At 71.8% G+C, this 14,498-nt stretch carries 13 protein-coding genes; 2 read left to right on the forward strand and 11 right to left on the reverse strand.

The genetic code is table 11. The annotated features are described in order from the left end of the window. Positions 1–4: 4 nt before the first annotated feature. The gene (locus tag ACZ49J_RS15245) at positions 5–877 is read left to right on the forward strand and encodes an Ig-like domain repeat protein (RefSeq protein WP_468349345.1); all 873 of its coding nucleotides are present in this window, start codon (positions 5–7) and stop codon (positions 875–877) included. A 135-nt stretch (positions 878–1,012) separates the two neighbouring features. Here ACZ49J_RS15245 and ACZ49J_RS15250 read toward each other — a convergent pair whose 3' ends face one another. Beyond that, positions 1,013–1,738 carry a hypothetical protein gene (locus ACZ49J_RS15250; protein ID WP_467453235.1) on the reverse strand — a complete coding sequence of 242 codons (726 nt, stop codon included), beginning with the start codon at positions 1,736–1,738 and terminating at the stop codon, positions 1,013–1,015. 216 nt (positions 1,739–1,954) lie between these two features. Between ACZ49J_RS15250 and gcl the strand changes: the two genes are divergently transcribed. Continuing rightward, positions 1,955–3,739, forward strand: a complete 1,785-nt coding sequence (gcl, locus tag ACZ49J_RS15255) for a glyoxylate carboligase (protein WP_467453233.1) — start codon at positions 1,955–1,957, stop codon at positions 3,737–3,739. A 377-nt stretch (positions 3,740–4,116) separates the two neighbouring features. Here gcl and ACZ49J_RS15260 read toward each other — a convergent pair whose 3' ends face one another. From ACZ49J_RS15260 to ACZ49J_RS15305, 10 genes are all read right to left on the reverse strand, one after another. After that, on the reverse strand, positions 4,117–5,007 hold the full coding sequence (locus ACZ49J_RS15260) for a 2-hydroxy-3-oxopropionate reductase (protein ID WP_467453232.1): 891 nt from the start codon (positions 5,005–5,007) through the stop codon (positions 4,117–4,119). Between the two features lie 33 nt (positions 5,008–5,040). Beyond that, positions 5,041–5,880, reverse strand: coding sequence for a TIM barrel protein (locus ACZ49J_RS15265; protein WP_467453231.1), 840 nt, complete (start codon positions 5,878–5,880; stop codon positions 5,041–5,043). A gap of 193 nt (positions 5,881–6,073) precedes the next feature. Continuing rightward, entirely contained in the window at positions 6,074–6,787 is a 714-nt protein-coding gene (locus tag ACZ49J_RS15270) for a hypothetical protein (RefSeq protein WP_467453230.1), read from the reverse strand. Positions 6,788–6,813: 26 nt separating this feature from the next. After that, complete coding sequence (locus ACZ49J_RS15275) at positions 6,814–7,314, reverse strand: hypothetical protein (RefSeq protein ID WP_467453229.1); 501 nt, start codon at positions 7,312–7,314, stop codon at positions 6,814–6,816. Further along, positions 7,287–8,564: an MCE family protein gene (locus ACZ49J_RS15280; RefSeq protein WP_467453227.1), complete on the reverse strand. Its 1,278-nt coding sequence runs from the start codon at positions 8,562–8,564 to the stop codon at positions 7,287–7,289. The genes ACZ49J_RS15275 and ACZ49J_RS15280 overlap by 28 nt, the downstream gene beginning before the upstream one ends. After that, positions 8,561–9,901 (reverse strand): MCE family protein, encoded by a 1,341-nt coding sequence (locus ACZ49J_RS15285; RefSeq protein ID WP_467453226.1) that lies wholly within the window; start codon positions 9,899–9,901, stop codon positions 8,561–8,563. Before ACZ49J_RS15285 ends, ACZ49J_RS15280 begins: the two co-directional genes overlap by 4 nt. Continuing rightward, on the reverse strand, positions 9,898–11,031 hold the full coding sequence (locus tag ACZ49J_RS15290) for an MCE family protein (RefSeq protein WP_467453225.1): 1,134 nt from the start codon (positions 11,029–11,031) through the stop codon (positions 9,898–9,900). Before ACZ49J_RS15290 ends, ACZ49J_RS15285 begins: the two co-directional genes overlap by 4 nt. Then, complete coding sequence (locus tag ACZ49J_RS15295) at positions 11,028–12,008, reverse strand: MCE family protein (protein ID WP_467453265.1); 981 nt, start codon at positions 12,006–12,008, stop codon at positions 11,028–11,030. The genes ACZ49J_RS15290 and ACZ49J_RS15295 overlap by 4 nt, the downstream gene beginning before the upstream one ends. 200 nt (positions 12,009–12,208) lie before the next feature. Next, positions 12,209–13,249, reverse strand: a complete 1,041-nt coding sequence (locus ACZ49J_RS15300) for an MCE family protein (protein ID WP_467453224.1) — start codon at positions 13,247–13,249, stop codon at positions 12,209–12,211. Beyond that, positions 13,246–14,496, reverse strand: a complete 1,251-nt coding sequence (locus tag ACZ49J_RS15305; protein WP_467453223.1) for an MCE family protein — start codon at positions 14,494–14,496, stop codon at positions 13,246–13,248. Before ACZ49J_RS15305 ends, ACZ49J_RS15300 begins: the two co-directional genes overlap by 4 nt. Between the last annotated feature and the right edge of the window lie 2 nt (positions 14,497–14,498).

A 14,498-nucleotide genomic window follows, 5' to 3' on the forward strand; every position in this document is an offset into this window, starting at 1 on the left:
ACGGGTGTCGTCGTCCCCCGATCCGTCGGTGGTGGGTGAGTCGGTTTCGGTGACGGCGACGGTGGCGCCGGTGTCGCCGGGTGCGGGGACGCCGACGGGCACGGTCACGTTCGACTTCGGTGACGGGTCGCCTGCTGTCACCCAGACCCTCGCCGGGGGAACCGTGACAGCCAACCACACCTACACGGACGTGGCGGGGAGCCCCTACACCATCAGCGTCTCGTACGGCGGGGACGCGGACTTCGCCGGTGCCACGGGCACGGACACCCAGACGGTGAACCAGGCGACGACCACGGCCACGGTGTCGTCGTCCCCCGATCCGTCGGTGGTGGGTGAGTCGGTGTCGGTGACGGCGACGGTGGTGGCGGACGCCCCGGGTGCGGGGACGCCGACGGGGACGGTGGTCTTCGACTTCGGCGACGGTTCGGGGACGACCACCGCGACAGTGGCGGGCGGGGTGGCCACGGCCACCCACACCTACACCACGACGACCGGCAGCCCGTTCACCATCAGCGCGGCCTACGGCGGGGACGCGAACTTCGCCGGCGACACCGCGACGGACACCCACGTGGTGAACCAGGCGACGACCACGGCCACGGTGTCGTCGTCCCCCGATCCGTCGGCGGTGGGCGAGTCGGTGACGGTGGCGGCGACGGTGGTGGCGGACGCCCCGGGTGCGGGGACGCCGACGGGGACGGTGGTCTTCGACTTCGGCGACGGTTCGGGAACGACCACCGCGACAGTGGCGGGCGGGGTGGCCACGGCCACCCACACCTACACCACGACGACCGGCAGCCCGTTCACCATCAGCGCGGTCTACGGCGGGGACGCGGACTTCACCGGCGACACCGCGACGGACACCCACGTGGTGAGCTGAACAGTCACGTGGTGAGGCAGGAGGCCCGGCGCCCAGCCACAGCAGCGACCGGGCCTCCCTCGGGGAGCGGGGCCCGACCGGCAACACCGGTCGGGCGCCGCCCCTTTGTACGGGCGCCGACCGGATGGGCGGGTGTCAGGGACCCGTCGCGTGCAGAGTGGCCGCCGGGTCGTTCACCGGCTGGGGCGTGCCGGTGAGGTCCAGCACGAACAGAGGGACACCGAGGGCGTCCGCGCGGGTGCGGGCGTCCTCGGCGTACCCGGCCAGGGAGATGTAGACGCAGTCCGCCGGCTCCGTCATGGCTGTCAGCCACAGGCACTCCACGTCGCGCACCGAGGCGGGGCGGATCGTCGGGTCGACCTGGGCCAGCAGTCCGCACGCGGCCAGCCGGATGCCGGACGGGGGCCGCTCGTCGGCGCGCCGGATGTCCCCGTAACCCAGCCAGTGGAGGTAGAGGGCGGCGGCGGTGACGACGTCCCGGGCGGTGTGGATGGTCACGGGGTGGAAGGCGGGGCGGCCCTCGGGCGGGTCCGCCTCGGGGAGGGGCGGCGCGGACCGCGGAGGGCCGGGGGAACTTCCCGGGCGACGGGTGACCGGAAGGCCTCCCCTGACCGGGACCCGCAGCACCGTCCCACAGGAGCAGCCCAGTTCCGGATGCGGCCACTCGTCCAGCCGGCCGCAGGACGCGCAGCGCACGCCGACCCACTCCTCGTCCCAGACGCGGTGGACGAGCTCGGTGGGCGGGGCGCCCTGGTCCAGCGCCGGGGTCACCGGGGCGCCGCACGCGCAGGGATAGGCCGGCGCGGCGTAGACGTGCTCGCGCCGACAAGCCGGACAGCGCACCGGCACGCTCTCGGACATGGCCCACTCCACGGCGTCGCGTCGTAACAGCGCTCCCATCGTGCTCCCGCCGGGGCCCGCTTGTCCGGCTCTTGACGGCCTTCGGCGCACCTCATAACCTCGATTTCAGATAGCAGAAAAGAATTTCCGCAATGTGGAATCAGCGGAAGTGAGAGGGAATCATGTGCCGCGCGGGCGCGACGGGTGCGCATCCGACAGCCGAAGCAGGAGTACGAGATGGCTCGAATGACCGCCGCTCGCGCGGCAGTTGAGATCCTCAAGCGTGAGGGCGTGACCGACGCGTTCGGCGTCCCGGGCGCGGCGATCAATCCATTCTACGCGGCGCTCAAGGCCTCCGGCGGGATCACTCACACCCTCGCCCGCCATGTCGAGGGCGCCTCGCACATGGCGGAGGGCTACACGCGCACCGCACCGGGCAACATCGGCGTCTGCATCGGTACGTCCGGGCCCGCCGGAACCGACATGATCACCGGGCTCTACTCCGCGACGGGCGACTCGATCCCGATCCTCTGTGTCACGGGCCAGGCCCCCACCGCCATGATCCACAAGGAGGACTTCCAGGCCGTCGACATCGCGGCCATCGCCAGGCCGGTCACCAAGATGGCCGTCACCGTGCTGGAGGCGGCGCAGGTGCCGGGTGTCTTCCAGCAGGCCTTCCACCTCATGCGCTCCGGACGCCCCGGGCCCGTCCTCGTCGACCTGCCCGTCGACGTCCAGCTCACCGAGATCGAGTTCGACCCCGAGACGTACCAGCCGCTGCCGGTCTACAAGCCGGCCGCCGGCCGGGCCCAGATCGAGAAGGCCCTCACCCTCCTCGGCGACTCCGAACGGCCGCTGATCGTCGCAGGCGGCGGTGTCATCAACGCGGACGCCTGTGAACTGCTCGTGGAGTTCGCCGAGTTGACCGGCGTCCCGGTCGTCCCCACCCTCATGGGCTGGGGCGCCGTCCCCGACGACCACGAGCTGAACGCCGGCATGGTCGGCCTGCAGACCTCTCACCGCTACGGCAACGCGACGTTCCTGGCGTCCGACTTCGTCCTCGGCATCGGCAATCGCTGGGCCAACCGCCACACGGGCCGCCTCGACGTCTACACGGCCGGCCGGACGTTCGTGCACGTCGACATCGAACCCACCCAGATCGGCCGCGTCTTCGCCCCCGACTACGGCATCACCTCCGACGCCAGGGCCGCGCTGGAGCTGTTCGTGGAGGCGGCCCGGGAGTCGAAGGAGGCCGGCCGGCTGCCCGACCGGTCCGGCTGGGCCGCCGCCGTGCAGGAGAGGAAGGCCCGCCTCCAGCGCCGTACGCACTTCGACGACATCCCCATCAAACCGCAGCGCGTGTACGAGGAGATGAACAGGGTGTTCGGCCCGGAAACCCGGTACGTCACCACGATCGGCCTCTCACAGATCGCCGGCGCCCAGATGCTGCACGTCCACCGGCCGCGCCACTGGATCAACTGCGGGCAGGCCGGCCCCCTCGGCTGGACCGTCCCCGCCGCGCTCGGCGTCGCCAAGGCCGACCCCGAGGCGCTGGTCGTCGCGCTCTCCGGCGATTACGACTTCCAGTTCATGATCGAGGAGCTGGCCGTGGGGGCGCAGCACAAGATCCCGTACGTCCACGTCCTGGTCAACAACTCCTACCTGGGCCTGATCCGCCAGGCACAGCGGGCCTTCGGCATCGACTTCGAGGTCAACCTGGAGTTCGAGAACATCAACTCGCCCGAGCTGGGCGTCTACGGCGTCGACCACGTCAAGGTCGCCGAGGGACTCGGCTGCGGTGCGATCCGCGTGACCGACCCGAACGAGCTCCGCCCCGCCTTCGAGCAGGCGAGGAAGCTGGCCGCCGAACACCGGGTCCCGGTCGTCGTCGAGGTGATCCTGGAACGCGTCACCAACATCTCGATGTCCACGACCAACGACATCGGCGATGTCGTCGAGTTCGAGGAGATCGCCACCGAGCCGTGGCACGCGCCCACGTCGGTCAGGAGGCTGAAGGTCTGACGCTCGGCACGCCCCGCGACGGGGCGGCCGCCGTGCTCGACGCTTCCTGGCGCCCACACGGTGACGGTGTCGCCCCCTCACGCCCACGCGGGACGCTCCGCGCCTGCGGCGACCGCCGTGGTGGCGCGGAGCCCACCCGGCAGCGGTGTGACCTCGCGTTCCGCGAGCCGCTTCGTCGCACCGCTGCTCAGGGTTCCCCCGTATCCCCGTTCCCTCGTTCCCCCGTTTCGAGGCCCGCCGCCCCCGTGCCGGCGGGCCTCATGTGCCGAGAATGTGCCCGTCCCCGGGGGCTGTTGAAGCCTCCGGGCGTGTCTTCAGAGCTTGATTTGAGGGTGACGTAGACGGGCTACGTACGGGGGCGTACGCGCGACGGTGTGTCAGACCCGGGCGCCGGAGAGGCGCTCCACGGCGCGCAGCAGGGCCGAGTGGTCCAGGCCGCCGTCGCCCTGGGCGCGCAGGCTCGCGACGAGCTGGGCGACCACGGCGCCGACGGGGAGGGCGGCGCCCACGGCGCGGGCCGCGTCCGTCACGATGCCCATGTCCTTGTGGTGCAGGTCTACGCGGAAGCCCGGCTGGAAGTCGCGGTTCAGGAAGTTGTCCTTCTTCCGCGTGAGCACGGTGGAGCCCGCGAGCCCGCCGCTCAGGACGTCGAGTGCCGCCGCGAGGTCGACCCCCGACCTCTCCAGGAAGACCACGGCCTCGGCGCACGCCTGGATGTTCACGGCGACCATCAGCTGGTTCGCGGCCTTCACGGTCTGGCCCGAGCCGTGCGGGCCGCACCGTACGATCGTCCTGCCGAGCGCCTCGAAGACCGGCCGCGCGGCGTCGAAGTCGGACTGCTCGCCGCCCACCATGATGGACAGCACGGCCTCGATCGCGCCGGCCTCACCGCCGGACACGGGAGCGTCCAGGACGCGGATGCCCTTCTCCCTTGCAGCCGCCGCCAGCTCGATCGACGTCCGCGGGGTGACGGAGGACATGTCGATCAGCAGGGCGCCCGGCCCGGCGTTCTCCAGGATGCCGTCCGGGCCGTACGCGACGGCCTCGACCTGCGGCGAGGCGGGCACCATCGTGATGATCACGTCGGCGTCCCGCACGGCCTCCGCGACGGACCCGGCCACGGTGCCTCCGGCGGCGGCCAGCCGGTCCAGCTTCTCCTGCTCCAGGGTGAATCCGGCGACGTCGTAACCGGCCTTGATCAGGTTCTCGGACATGGGGGAGCCCATGATGCCGAGGCCTATCCAGCCGACCTTGGGAAGGTTGCTCATGGTGAGGGTGCCTCTCGCTCCAGGGGGCGGTGTTCAGCGGGCGGCGCGCGCCTCGCGCGGCAGCCATGCGAAGGCCTCGGCGCTCGGCCGGTCGCCCGGCTTGTACTCCAGGCCGACCCAGCCCGCGTAACCGGCCTTGTGGAGCTGGTCGAGCAACTCCTCCAGCGGGAGCGTGCCCGTGCCCGGCGCGCCACGGCCCGGGTTGTCGGCGATCTGTACGTGACCGGTCCTGTCCGCGTACGCGGCGATCACCTCCGGCAGGTCCTCGCCGTTCATGGACAGGTGGTACAGGTCCATCAGGAAGCGCGCGTTGCCGAGACCGGACGCCCGGTTGACCTTGTCGACGACCTCGACGGCGGCCGGTGCCGACACCAGTGGGTAGCGCGGCGACTCGGGCTCGTTGAGGGCCTCCACGAGCAGGGTCGCGCCGATCCGGTCGGCGGCCTGGGCCGCGAGCACCAGGTTCTCCAGGGCCAGCGCGTCCTGCTCGGCGGGGTCGGCGCCCTCGACCCGGTTGCCGTACAGGGCGTTGAGCGCCGTGCAGCCGAGGGAGGCGGCGAAGCCCGCGGCCACGTCGATGTTCGCGCGGAACCGCTCCGACTCCTCGCCGGGGACCGACAGGGCGCCGCGGTCCGGGCCGGGCAGCCGCCCCGCGTAGAAGTTCAGCCCCGTGAGCCGGACGCCCGCGTCCTCGACCGCCGCCCTCAGGGCGTCGAGCTCGGAACGCCCGGGGGTGGGGGAGCCGACCCACGGCCACCACAGCTCGACCGCGGTGAAGCCCGCCGCGGCGGCGGCCGCGGGGCGCTCCAGGAGCGGGAGTTCCGTGAAGAGGATGGACAGGTTGACGTTGAAGCGGTGCTCTGCGAATCCCACCGGCCCCGAGCCTCTCTCCGTGGACTTCTCTCCGTGGACTTCCGTGGAAGGCTCTTCCGAGCCTTCCATATTACGGAAACCAATTTCTGCGTAATGGAAGGCTGCCCAGGTGTGGTGGTGGCTGTCAAGAGCGCTCACACCAAGCGCCCCCGCACACGTGCGCGGGGGCGCTTGAAGGGGTGAGGGGCGTTGCTCAGAGCGCGTCCACGGCGCTCACCTTCCAGCCGCCGGAGGTGCGGGTCAGCGTCATCCGTACCCGGTTCAGATCCACGCGGGAGCCCGAGACCTGGGTGCTCCTGGTGACCTGGTTGACGAAGAGCAGCACCGTGACCCTGTCCGGCGAGGCCGACACGACGGAGGCCGTGGCGACCGTCGCCTCCACCACACCGCGGTACTTCTCGGCGGTCGGGCCGACCACGGTCGACGTGGTCTTCCGGTACTGGTCGCGGAAGTGCCCGGTGAGCCGGGCGCGGGCCCGGGCGAAGTCCCGGTCCAGGTGCCGGTAGTCGTACGACAGCACGACCGGCGCCGCCTTCCGCGCGGCCGCGAGGGCCTGCCCCCGTGCCTGCTCCGCCTGCCGCCCTTCCCGGTACTGCCACCCGAGCACACCGACGGCCACCAGACCCGCCACGAGCACGCCGCACAGCAGCAGAGCGAGCAGCGGCCGGCGCGGTCGGCGTGGCCGGCGCGCGGGAGCGCCTTCCGCCGGCTCCCGCTCGGACTCCGCCGCAGGCTCCGGCGGGTCGTCCCAGCCGTCCGGGGCCTCGATGACCACGGTGCGTCCGGAGGGCTGTCCCTCGTCCCGCTCGGGCTCCGCGCGCCGGGTGCGTTTGGCCGCCGCGCGGGCCGCCGCGGTCATGGCGCTGCGGGTGCCGGAGCCGCGGCCCCGGATGGTCGTCCTCGTCATGGTCGTCCTCCTCAACTCCGGTGCCGTCAGCCGACGAACTCGACGTCGGACGTCAGCCAGCGGCCGCCCTCGAGCACGAGGTCGAGCTGGAGCCGGTACGTGCGCGCCTCGCCCTTGGGCACGGCGGTGTTGGTCACCTTGCTGTCGGCGACGACCAGGACCCTGGCCGACCGCTCGTCGGACCGCACGATGCCCGCTTCGAGGACCTGTCCCTCGGACACGGACCTGTTCTGGGCGACGAGCTCGGTCAGCTGCCGGGTCTGCGCGGTGAACTGCTTCCTGAAGTCGCCGGTGGCGCCCTTGAGCACGTTCGCGCTGTCCCGGTCGTAGTGCCGGTAGTCGAGCGAGGTGAAGTTGAGCGCCGACTGGCGGGCCGCGGCGAGGACGTCCTGGCGCCGCTGGTCCGCCTCGCGCTGGTGGTGGAGCCCGAGGCTCAGCCAGAGGGCCAGCGCGGTGGTGAGGACGGCCGCCACGGCCAGTCCCACCATGAGGGCCCTGTTCATGCCATCGGGCCGACGAGCAGCCATTGCCACGACTCCTTTCCGAACACGGTCTGCTGGCCGCCCGTCGAGCCGATCTCGACGGGCGTCCCGTCCGGGCCGGTGGCGGTTCCGGTCTCCGGGTCGTACGGGGTGACGTAGGCGGCCCGGCCGGCACCGCCCGAACGGCCCGACGCGCCCGGGGCGTTCTGCGCGCCGCGCACGGACGTGCCGCTGCCGCGCGGGGCCGTGCAGCGGGCGTCGGTGTTCGCCGCACGGGTGCTGGTGTCCGCCGGGTCGCGGCGCCGCGTGCCGCCGTAGCCCTGGGTGCACGGCGGCGGGTCGTCGGCGTTCAGGACCAGCCCGAAGTGGGTGGTGCCGTCGCCGGGAACGACCGTGTAGCTGCCCGCGACGACCACCGGGAAGGTGACCAGGGCCTGTTCGACGCCCGGCAGCCGTGCCACGGTGACCTGACCGCCGCTGATGAGGTTGGCCAGCAGGACCGGGAGGTCCGGCCGGGTGGACTTCAGGAGCGAGTCGATCTCCTGCGCGGCGGGCACCGCGTTGCCGATCAGCCGCCGCAGGTCGCCGTCGCTCGACTTCAACTGCGCGGTGAGCGCCGCCAGATCGCGGGAGAACGCCTTGATGGACGAGCCCTGGTCGGCCTGCGTCCTGAGCACCTTCCGCGAGTCCTCGATCAGCGCGACCGTCTCCGGGAGCGCGTCGGACGCCGACTCGACGAGCTCGTTCCCCGAGTCCACCAGCCGGCTCAGCCGCGGCCCGGTGCCCGAGAAGGCCTTGCCCAACTCGTCGACGGTGACGCGCAGATCGTCCTTGCCGACGGAGTTCACCAGGCGGTCCAGGCTGAGGACGAGGTCCGTCGTCGGCAGCGGCACCCGGGTGCGCGCCCGCGGGATCGGGCTGCCGTCGGCCAGGTACGGGCCGCCCGACCGCCGCGGCTGCAGGTCGACGTACTGCTCGCCCACCGCCGAACGGTTGGCGACGACGGCCAGCGTGTCCGCCGGGATGCGCGGCGCGTCGTCGTCGATCTCCAGCGGCACCGACACCCCGTCGCCGGTCAGCCGCAGCGCGCCCACGCGGCCCACCGGCACACCGCGATAGGTGACCTCGGCGCCGGGGAAGACGCCCCCGGAGTCGGCGAAGTCGGCCCGCACGGTGTAGCCGCGGTCCAGGACGTCGTCCACCAGCCCCGTGTACTCGGCGCCGACGTACGACACCCCGACAGCGGTGACCGTGGCGAAGGCGAGCAGCTGTGCCTTGACCGTACGTGTGATCACGGCTGTATCCCCTTCAGCAGGAGCTCGGCGAGCGCGAGGTCGATGCCCGGCGGGAGGCGGGGCGCGTCCCCTCCGGTGCCATGGCCCGCGGTCCCGTAGTCCGCGGTGCACACCGGCGGGCACAGCACGTCACCGTCGTCCGTGGGCGCCGAGGGCGTGTCCGGTGTGTCCGGGGTGTCCGGGGTGCCCGGCAGCGCGGTCGGGGTCGGGAGGCCGGGCACGTCCGGCAGGTCCGGGACGCCGGGCGTGCCGGAGCCGCCGTCTCCCTTGCCCGAGCCGCCCGGTCCACCGGACCCGCCGTCCTCGTCGGTGAGGTTGCCGTAGAGGCCCGCCAGGTCGAGGTCGGCGGTGAGGTGCAGGTTGACGTAGTCACCCTTGATGGCGTCCGTCGCGTTGCGCGGGAACGGGTAAGTGGTCAGCAGCTCAAGGGAGTTGGGCAGGTCGCTGCCCGCCTTGTCCAGCTGCCGCAGGATCGGCCGCAGCGCCTTCAGGTTGGCGACGGTGTCGTCCCGCGAGGCGTTCACGACCCGGGTGCCGGTCTCGCCGAGCTTCGACAGGGCGGTGAGCATCCGGGTCAGGTCGCGGCGCTGGTCGGCGAGGACCTTCAGCGCGGGCGGCAGCGTGTCGACGGCCCTCGCGATCGTGTCCTTCTCCGTCCGCAGCCGTTCGGCCAGCCGGTCGACGCCCTCGATCGCGCGGACGATCTCCGCGCGCTGGTCGTCGAGCCCGCCGAGGAACGTGTCGAGCTCCCTCAGCAGCGATCCGACCCGGTTCTCCCGGCCCTCCAGGGCCTTGTTGAGCTCCACGGTGATCGTCTTCAGCTGGGCCACACCGCCGCCGTTGAGCAGCGCGGAGAGGGCGGACAACACCTCCTCGATCTCCGGGTTGCGGCCGCTGCGGGACAGCGGGATGCGGTCGCCGTCACGGAGCCGTCCCACGGGTTGGGCACCGGGCGGCGCGGACAGGGCCACGTACTTCTCGCCGAGCATGCTGGTCTGCCGCAGCTCCGCGACCGCGTTGCCGGGCAGCTTCACCGAGTCGGCGACCCGCAGCCGCACCCGGGCGTGCCAGCCGTCCAGTTCGACCTTCTCGACGGCGCCCACGGTCACGTTGTTGACCTTGACGGCCGACTGCGGCACCAGGTCCAGGACGTCCCGGAACTCGACCGTGACGCGGTAGGCGCGCCCGTCCGAGGCGGCCCCTCCGGGGAGGGGGATGTCGTACCAGCCGTTGAACTCGCAGCCGGTCAGCAGCAGCGAACCGGCCGCCGCCCACGCGGCCACGCTCGTCCTGCGGACGAGACTCCTGGGGGACGAACTCCTACGGGAGACACTCATGCGCCGGCCCCCAGGATTCCGCCGAGCGTCCGGTCGACCGTGCCCGTTCCGGATCCGGCCGCCGGCACCTCGGGCAGGGAGTCGAACACCTTCTTCAGCTCCTCGCAGTCGGGGTTCTTGCCGCCCTCGTCGCCGGTCGTCCTCAGCAGGGAACACAGCAGGGCGGCGGGGTCCTGCGCCTGCTGGGCGTTGTTGCGGGTGTCGAGGGTGCCGGCGGACGCGTTGTAGGTGTTCTGCAGGTTCGACAGGCCCGTCGGGGCGACCTCCAACAACTCCTCCAGCGCGGCCCGTTGGGTGACGAGGACCTTGGTGACCTTGCTGAGTCCCCGTACGTTGGAGGTCAGCGACTTCTTGTTGGCGCGCACGAACTCGGACACGTCGCCGAGGGCCGCGGCCAGATGCTTCAACGCCGCCGCGAGGTCCTCGCGCTCCCCGGCGAGCTGCTCCGCCACCTCCGCGAGGCTGCTGTTGAACGACCGCACGCTCTTGTCGTCGGCCGCCAGCGCGGCGGTGAACACCTGCAGGTTCCGCACGGTGCCGAACAGGTCGCCACGGCCGTCGGAGAGCGTCGTGACCGCCTGCGAGAGGTCCTCGACCGTCCGGTTGAGGTTCTCGCCCTGCCCGTGAAGGTTGTCCGCGCTCACGCCGAGCAGCCGTGACAGGGAGCCGTCCTGGTTGGCGCCCTTCGGGCCGAGCGCCTCGGACGTGGTGTGCAGGCTGTCGAAGATCCGGTCCAGCTCGACGGGGACGGCCGTGCGCGACTCGGGGATGACAGCGCCGTCCCGCAGCACCGGGCCCTTGCGGTACACCGGCAGCAGCTGCACGTAACGGTCGCTGACCACCGAGGAGTTGATGATCGCTGCCTGGGCGTCGGCGGGGACCCGGCGGCCCTCCTCGTACTCCAGCTCCACCCGGACCCGGCCGCCCTGAGGGGTGATCTCCTTCACTTCGCCGATCCGCACACCGAGGACGCGGACGTCCGAGCCGGGGTAGATGCCGACGGTGCGCGGGAAGTACGCCGTCACGCGGACCGTCCCGGCGCGCGGCCACAGCGTGACGGCCAGCGCGGCCACCACGGCTAGCGCGGTGAGCAGGGCCAGGGCGCGCCGTCGCGGGAAACGTCCGGTCATCGTGTGCCTCCCGTCCGCGGGGTGACCGGAGCCGCCACCATGTTCTGGACGTAGGAGTCGAACCAGCGGCCGTTGCCGAGGGTGTTGCTGAAGACCCTGACGTACGGGGCGAGCAGCTCGACGCTCCGGTCGAGGCTCGCCTGGTTGCGTTCGAGCATCCTGACGAACGTGTCGAGGTTCTTGAGGGCGGGACCGATCTCCTCGCGGTTGTCCTCGACCAGTCCCGACAACTCGACTCCCAGCAGGGCCGAGGTCTTGAGGAGCCGGTGGATCGCCTCGCGCCGCCTGCTGATCTCCTTGAACAGCTTGTCGCCGTCCCTCACCAGCGCGGTGAAGTCCGCCGAGCGCTCGGCCAGCACCTTGGTGACACCGTTCGCGTGGTCCAGGAGCCCGCGCAGCGCCTTGTCGCGCGAGGCGATGGTCCGCGAGACCCGCGACAGGCCCTCGATGGACGCCCGCACCTCCGCGGGCGAGTCCTGGAACGTGGTCGAGATGGTGTCCAGTGCCTTCGCGAGCCGCTCCGTGTCGACCCGCTCGGTCGTGGTCGTCAGGTCGCTGAAGGCCTGCACGACGTCGTACGCCGAAACGGTCCGCCGCAGCGGGATCTCACTCCCGGGCTTCAGCTGCCCCCGCCCCCGCGGGTGCAGCGCCAGGTACTTCGCGCCGAGGATGGTCCTGACCCGGATCGACGCGCCGGTGGCGGTGCCGAACGCGGGGTCGCCCTTGACCTTGAAGGTCACCTTCACGTGGTCGCCGTCCAGGTCGACCTCCTCGACCTTGCCGACCTTGACCCCGGCGATCCGCACCTCGTCGCCCGGCTTGAGCCCGCCCGCCTCCGAGAAGGCGGCGCTGTACGTCTCGCCGTCGCCGATCAGCGGCAGCCGGTCGGCGTTGAACGCGGCCACGGCCAGCAGCGCCAGGGTGGTGAGACCCACGGCACCGATGACCACGGGGTTCCTCTCACGGAACGGCGTCAGACGGTGCCCCCCGCGGGGCAGCAGTCTCGGCAGCCTCGGCGGCAGGACGCGGACCTTCACCAGCGGCTCGGGCCGGCGCTTCCCGCGCGGGAGCGGCCGTGGCCGCGGCCACGGCAGCCTGGGCAGCCTCGGCGGCAGGACGCGGACCTTCACCAGCGGCTCGGGCCGCCGCCTGCCGCGCGGCGCGATGCGTGACGTTCTCATCCGCCGCACCTCGCCCGTGCGACGTGGAGCTCGGGGGTGAGTACCTGTTTCGTCTTCGGCAGCACGATGCGGCCGTCGAAGTCGCACAGGTAGAAGTTGAACCACGAGCCGTAGGACGCCGTCCCCGTCAGTTCGTTGAGCTTGTTCGGCAGCCGCTTCAGCACGCCCTCCACGGTCTTCTCGTTGTCGTTCAGCGTTCCGGTGAGCTCCTTCAGCCCGGCGATGTCGTCCTTGAGCGGCGGGCGCGCGTCCTTAAGCAGCCCCGACGTGGCCTCCGTGAGGTCGCCGATGCTCACCAGGGACGCCCCGATCGGCTTGCGGTCGGCGGACAGCCCGGAGATCACCCGCCGCAGTTGCGTCAGCAGCTCCGAGAAACGCGCGCCCCGCCGGTCGAGCGTCTCCAGCACGCCGGTGAGGTTGTCGATCACGGAGCCGATCAGCTCGTCACGGTCGGCGAGGGTCGTCGTGAGTGACGCCGTGTGCGCGAGCAGGCTGTTCACCGTGCCGCCCTCGCCCTGCAGGGTGCGGATGATCTCGGTCGCCAGCTGGTTGACGTCGTTCGGGCTGAGCGCCGCGAACAGCGGCTTGAAGCCGTTCAGCAGCGCGTTCAGGTCCAGTGCGGGCCGGGTCCTGGACAGCGGGATGGTGTCGCCGGGACGGAGCCGCCGGGTGCCGTCGCCCGCGCCCTCGGTCAGCGCGACGTACCGCTGCCCGACCAGGTTCCGGTAGCGGACGACCGCGCCCGTACCGGCGAGCAGCGGGCGGTCCGCGGTGACGGTGAACGTGACCTCGGCCAGCGTCCTGTCCTTGATCCGGATGTCCTCCACCTCACCGACCCGCACCCCGGCGACACGGATGTCGTCGCCCTCCTCAAGGCCCGTCACATCGCTGAACACCGCGTGGTACGTGTGCTTCGCGGTGAAGGAGACGTTGACGATGGTGGCGGCGAGCAGAGCCGTCGCCAGGATCGTGACCAGCGCGAACAGACTGAACTTCACCAACGGCGCCATGGTGTGACGCGCTCCTGTCGTCCTCATGCGACACTCACCGCCGTCCCACGGGCCAGCGGACCGAACAGCAGGGTCGCGACGGGCGGCACCTCGTCCGCGGGCACACCCATGACGGGGGCCACGAGCGAGCCCACGGCCCGCTGTTCGGCCTCGGTGGCGGACACCCCGAGCCCGGCGAGCGGTCCGCCGCCGCCCGGACTCCCCGACGACGTACCGTCCTTGAGGCGGGTGTGCGGCCCGGGCACCCGCGGATGCGGCAGCCCCCGGCAGTTGGGCCCCGAGCGCTCCCCGTAGCGCGGTTCCTCACCGGGCTCGTACGCGGCCTGGGGACGGACGACTTCGAGGGTGATGTGCATCGTGCCGTTCCGGAACGCCTCCTGGGACGCCTTGTCCTGCCGGACCAGGCCTTCGAGGAGACAGGGGTACTCGGGGGAGTAGCGGGCGAAGAGCTCAAGCGTGGGGCGGGAGACCCGGCCGAGGGTGATCAGCCGGTCACCGTTCTCGGCGAGGACGTCCTCGGTGGTGCCCGCGACGGTCGCGGTGGAGCGGAGGGCGGCGGCGAGCCGGTCCTTCTTCTCCACGAGCGTGCGGCTGGTGGTGACCGTGTTCCGCAGGATTCTCATCAGGTCGGGCGCGGCGTCCCCGTACACCTCGGCCACGTCGGCGAAGCGGGAGATGTCCTCCTTCAGGGACGGCAGATGCGGGTTGAGGCGGCGCAGATAGCCCTCGACCCGGGTGAGGTTGTCGCCGATCCGGTCGCCGCGGCCCTCCAGCGCGGTGGCGAACGCCGAGAGCGTGGCGTTGAGTTCGCCGGGCTCGACGGTGCGCAGCAGCGGCAACAGGTCGTTCAGCAGCCGCTGCACCTCGATGCCGGCCCGGGTGCGGTCCTGGGTGATGACGTCACCGGCACGGATGGGCCGGGCCGCGGAGTTCCGCGGTGCGACGAGGTCGACGTACTTCTCGCCGAACAGCGTCTTGGGCAGCAGCCGCGCGTGCACGTCCGACGGGATGACCGCGACGTACTCCGGCTTCAGGGCGATGCCGAGCGTCGCCTTCTCCCCGTCCGCGCGCACCTCGCGCACCTCGCCGACCAGCAGCCCGCGCAGTTTGACGTCGGCGCGCGGATCGAGCTGGTTGCCGAGGCTGTCGGCCTCCAGGGTGATCCGTACGACGGAGGTGAACACCTGCTGGTAGGCGGCCACCGCGAGCGACAGCAGCAGGGCGAGGACGGCGACGAAGACGACGCCGTACAACCGCAGTCTGATCCTTCGCACCC

Source organism: Streptomyces sp. NPDC030840 (genome assembly GCF_055572015.1).

What these genes read in the sequence shown, in the direction of transcription:
- ACZ49J_RS15290 (WP_467453225.1), bottom strand. Translation starts at nt 11,031, where the DNA reads ATGACCGGACGTTTCCCGCGACGGCGCGCCCTGGCCCTGCTCACCGCG.
- gcl (WP_467453233.1), top strand. Translation starts at nt 1,955, where the DNA reads ATGGCTCGAATGACCGCCGCTCGCGCGGCAGTTGAGATCCTCAAGCGT.
- ACZ49J_RS15285 (WP_467453226.1), bottom strand. Translation starts at nt 9,901, where the DNA reads ATGAGTGTCTCCCGTAGGAGTTCGTCCCCCAGGAGTCTCGTCCGCAGG.
- ACZ49J_RS15300 (WP_467453224.1), bottom strand. Translation starts at nt 13,249, where the DNA reads ATGAGGACGACAGGAGCGCGTCACACCATGGCGCCGTTGGTGAAGTTC.
- ACZ49J_RS15275 (WP_467453229.1), bottom strand. Translation starts at nt 7,314, where the DNA reads ATGGCTGCTCGTCGGCCCGATGGCATGAACAGGGCCCTCATGGTGGGA.
- ACZ49J_RS15260 (WP_467453232.1), bottom strand. Translation starts at nt 5,007, where the DNA reads ATGAGCAACCTTCCCAAGGTCGGCTGGATAGGCCTCGGCATCATGGGC.
- ACZ49J_RS15250 (WP_467453235.1), bottom strand. Translation starts at nt 1,738, where the DNA reads ATGTCCGAGAGCGTGCCGGTGCGCTGTCCGGCTTGTCGGCGCGAGCAC.
- ACZ49J_RS15270 (WP_467453230.1), bottom strand. Translation starts at nt 6,787, where the DNA reads ATGACGAGGACGACCATCCGGGGCCGCGGCTCCGGCACCCGCAGCGCC.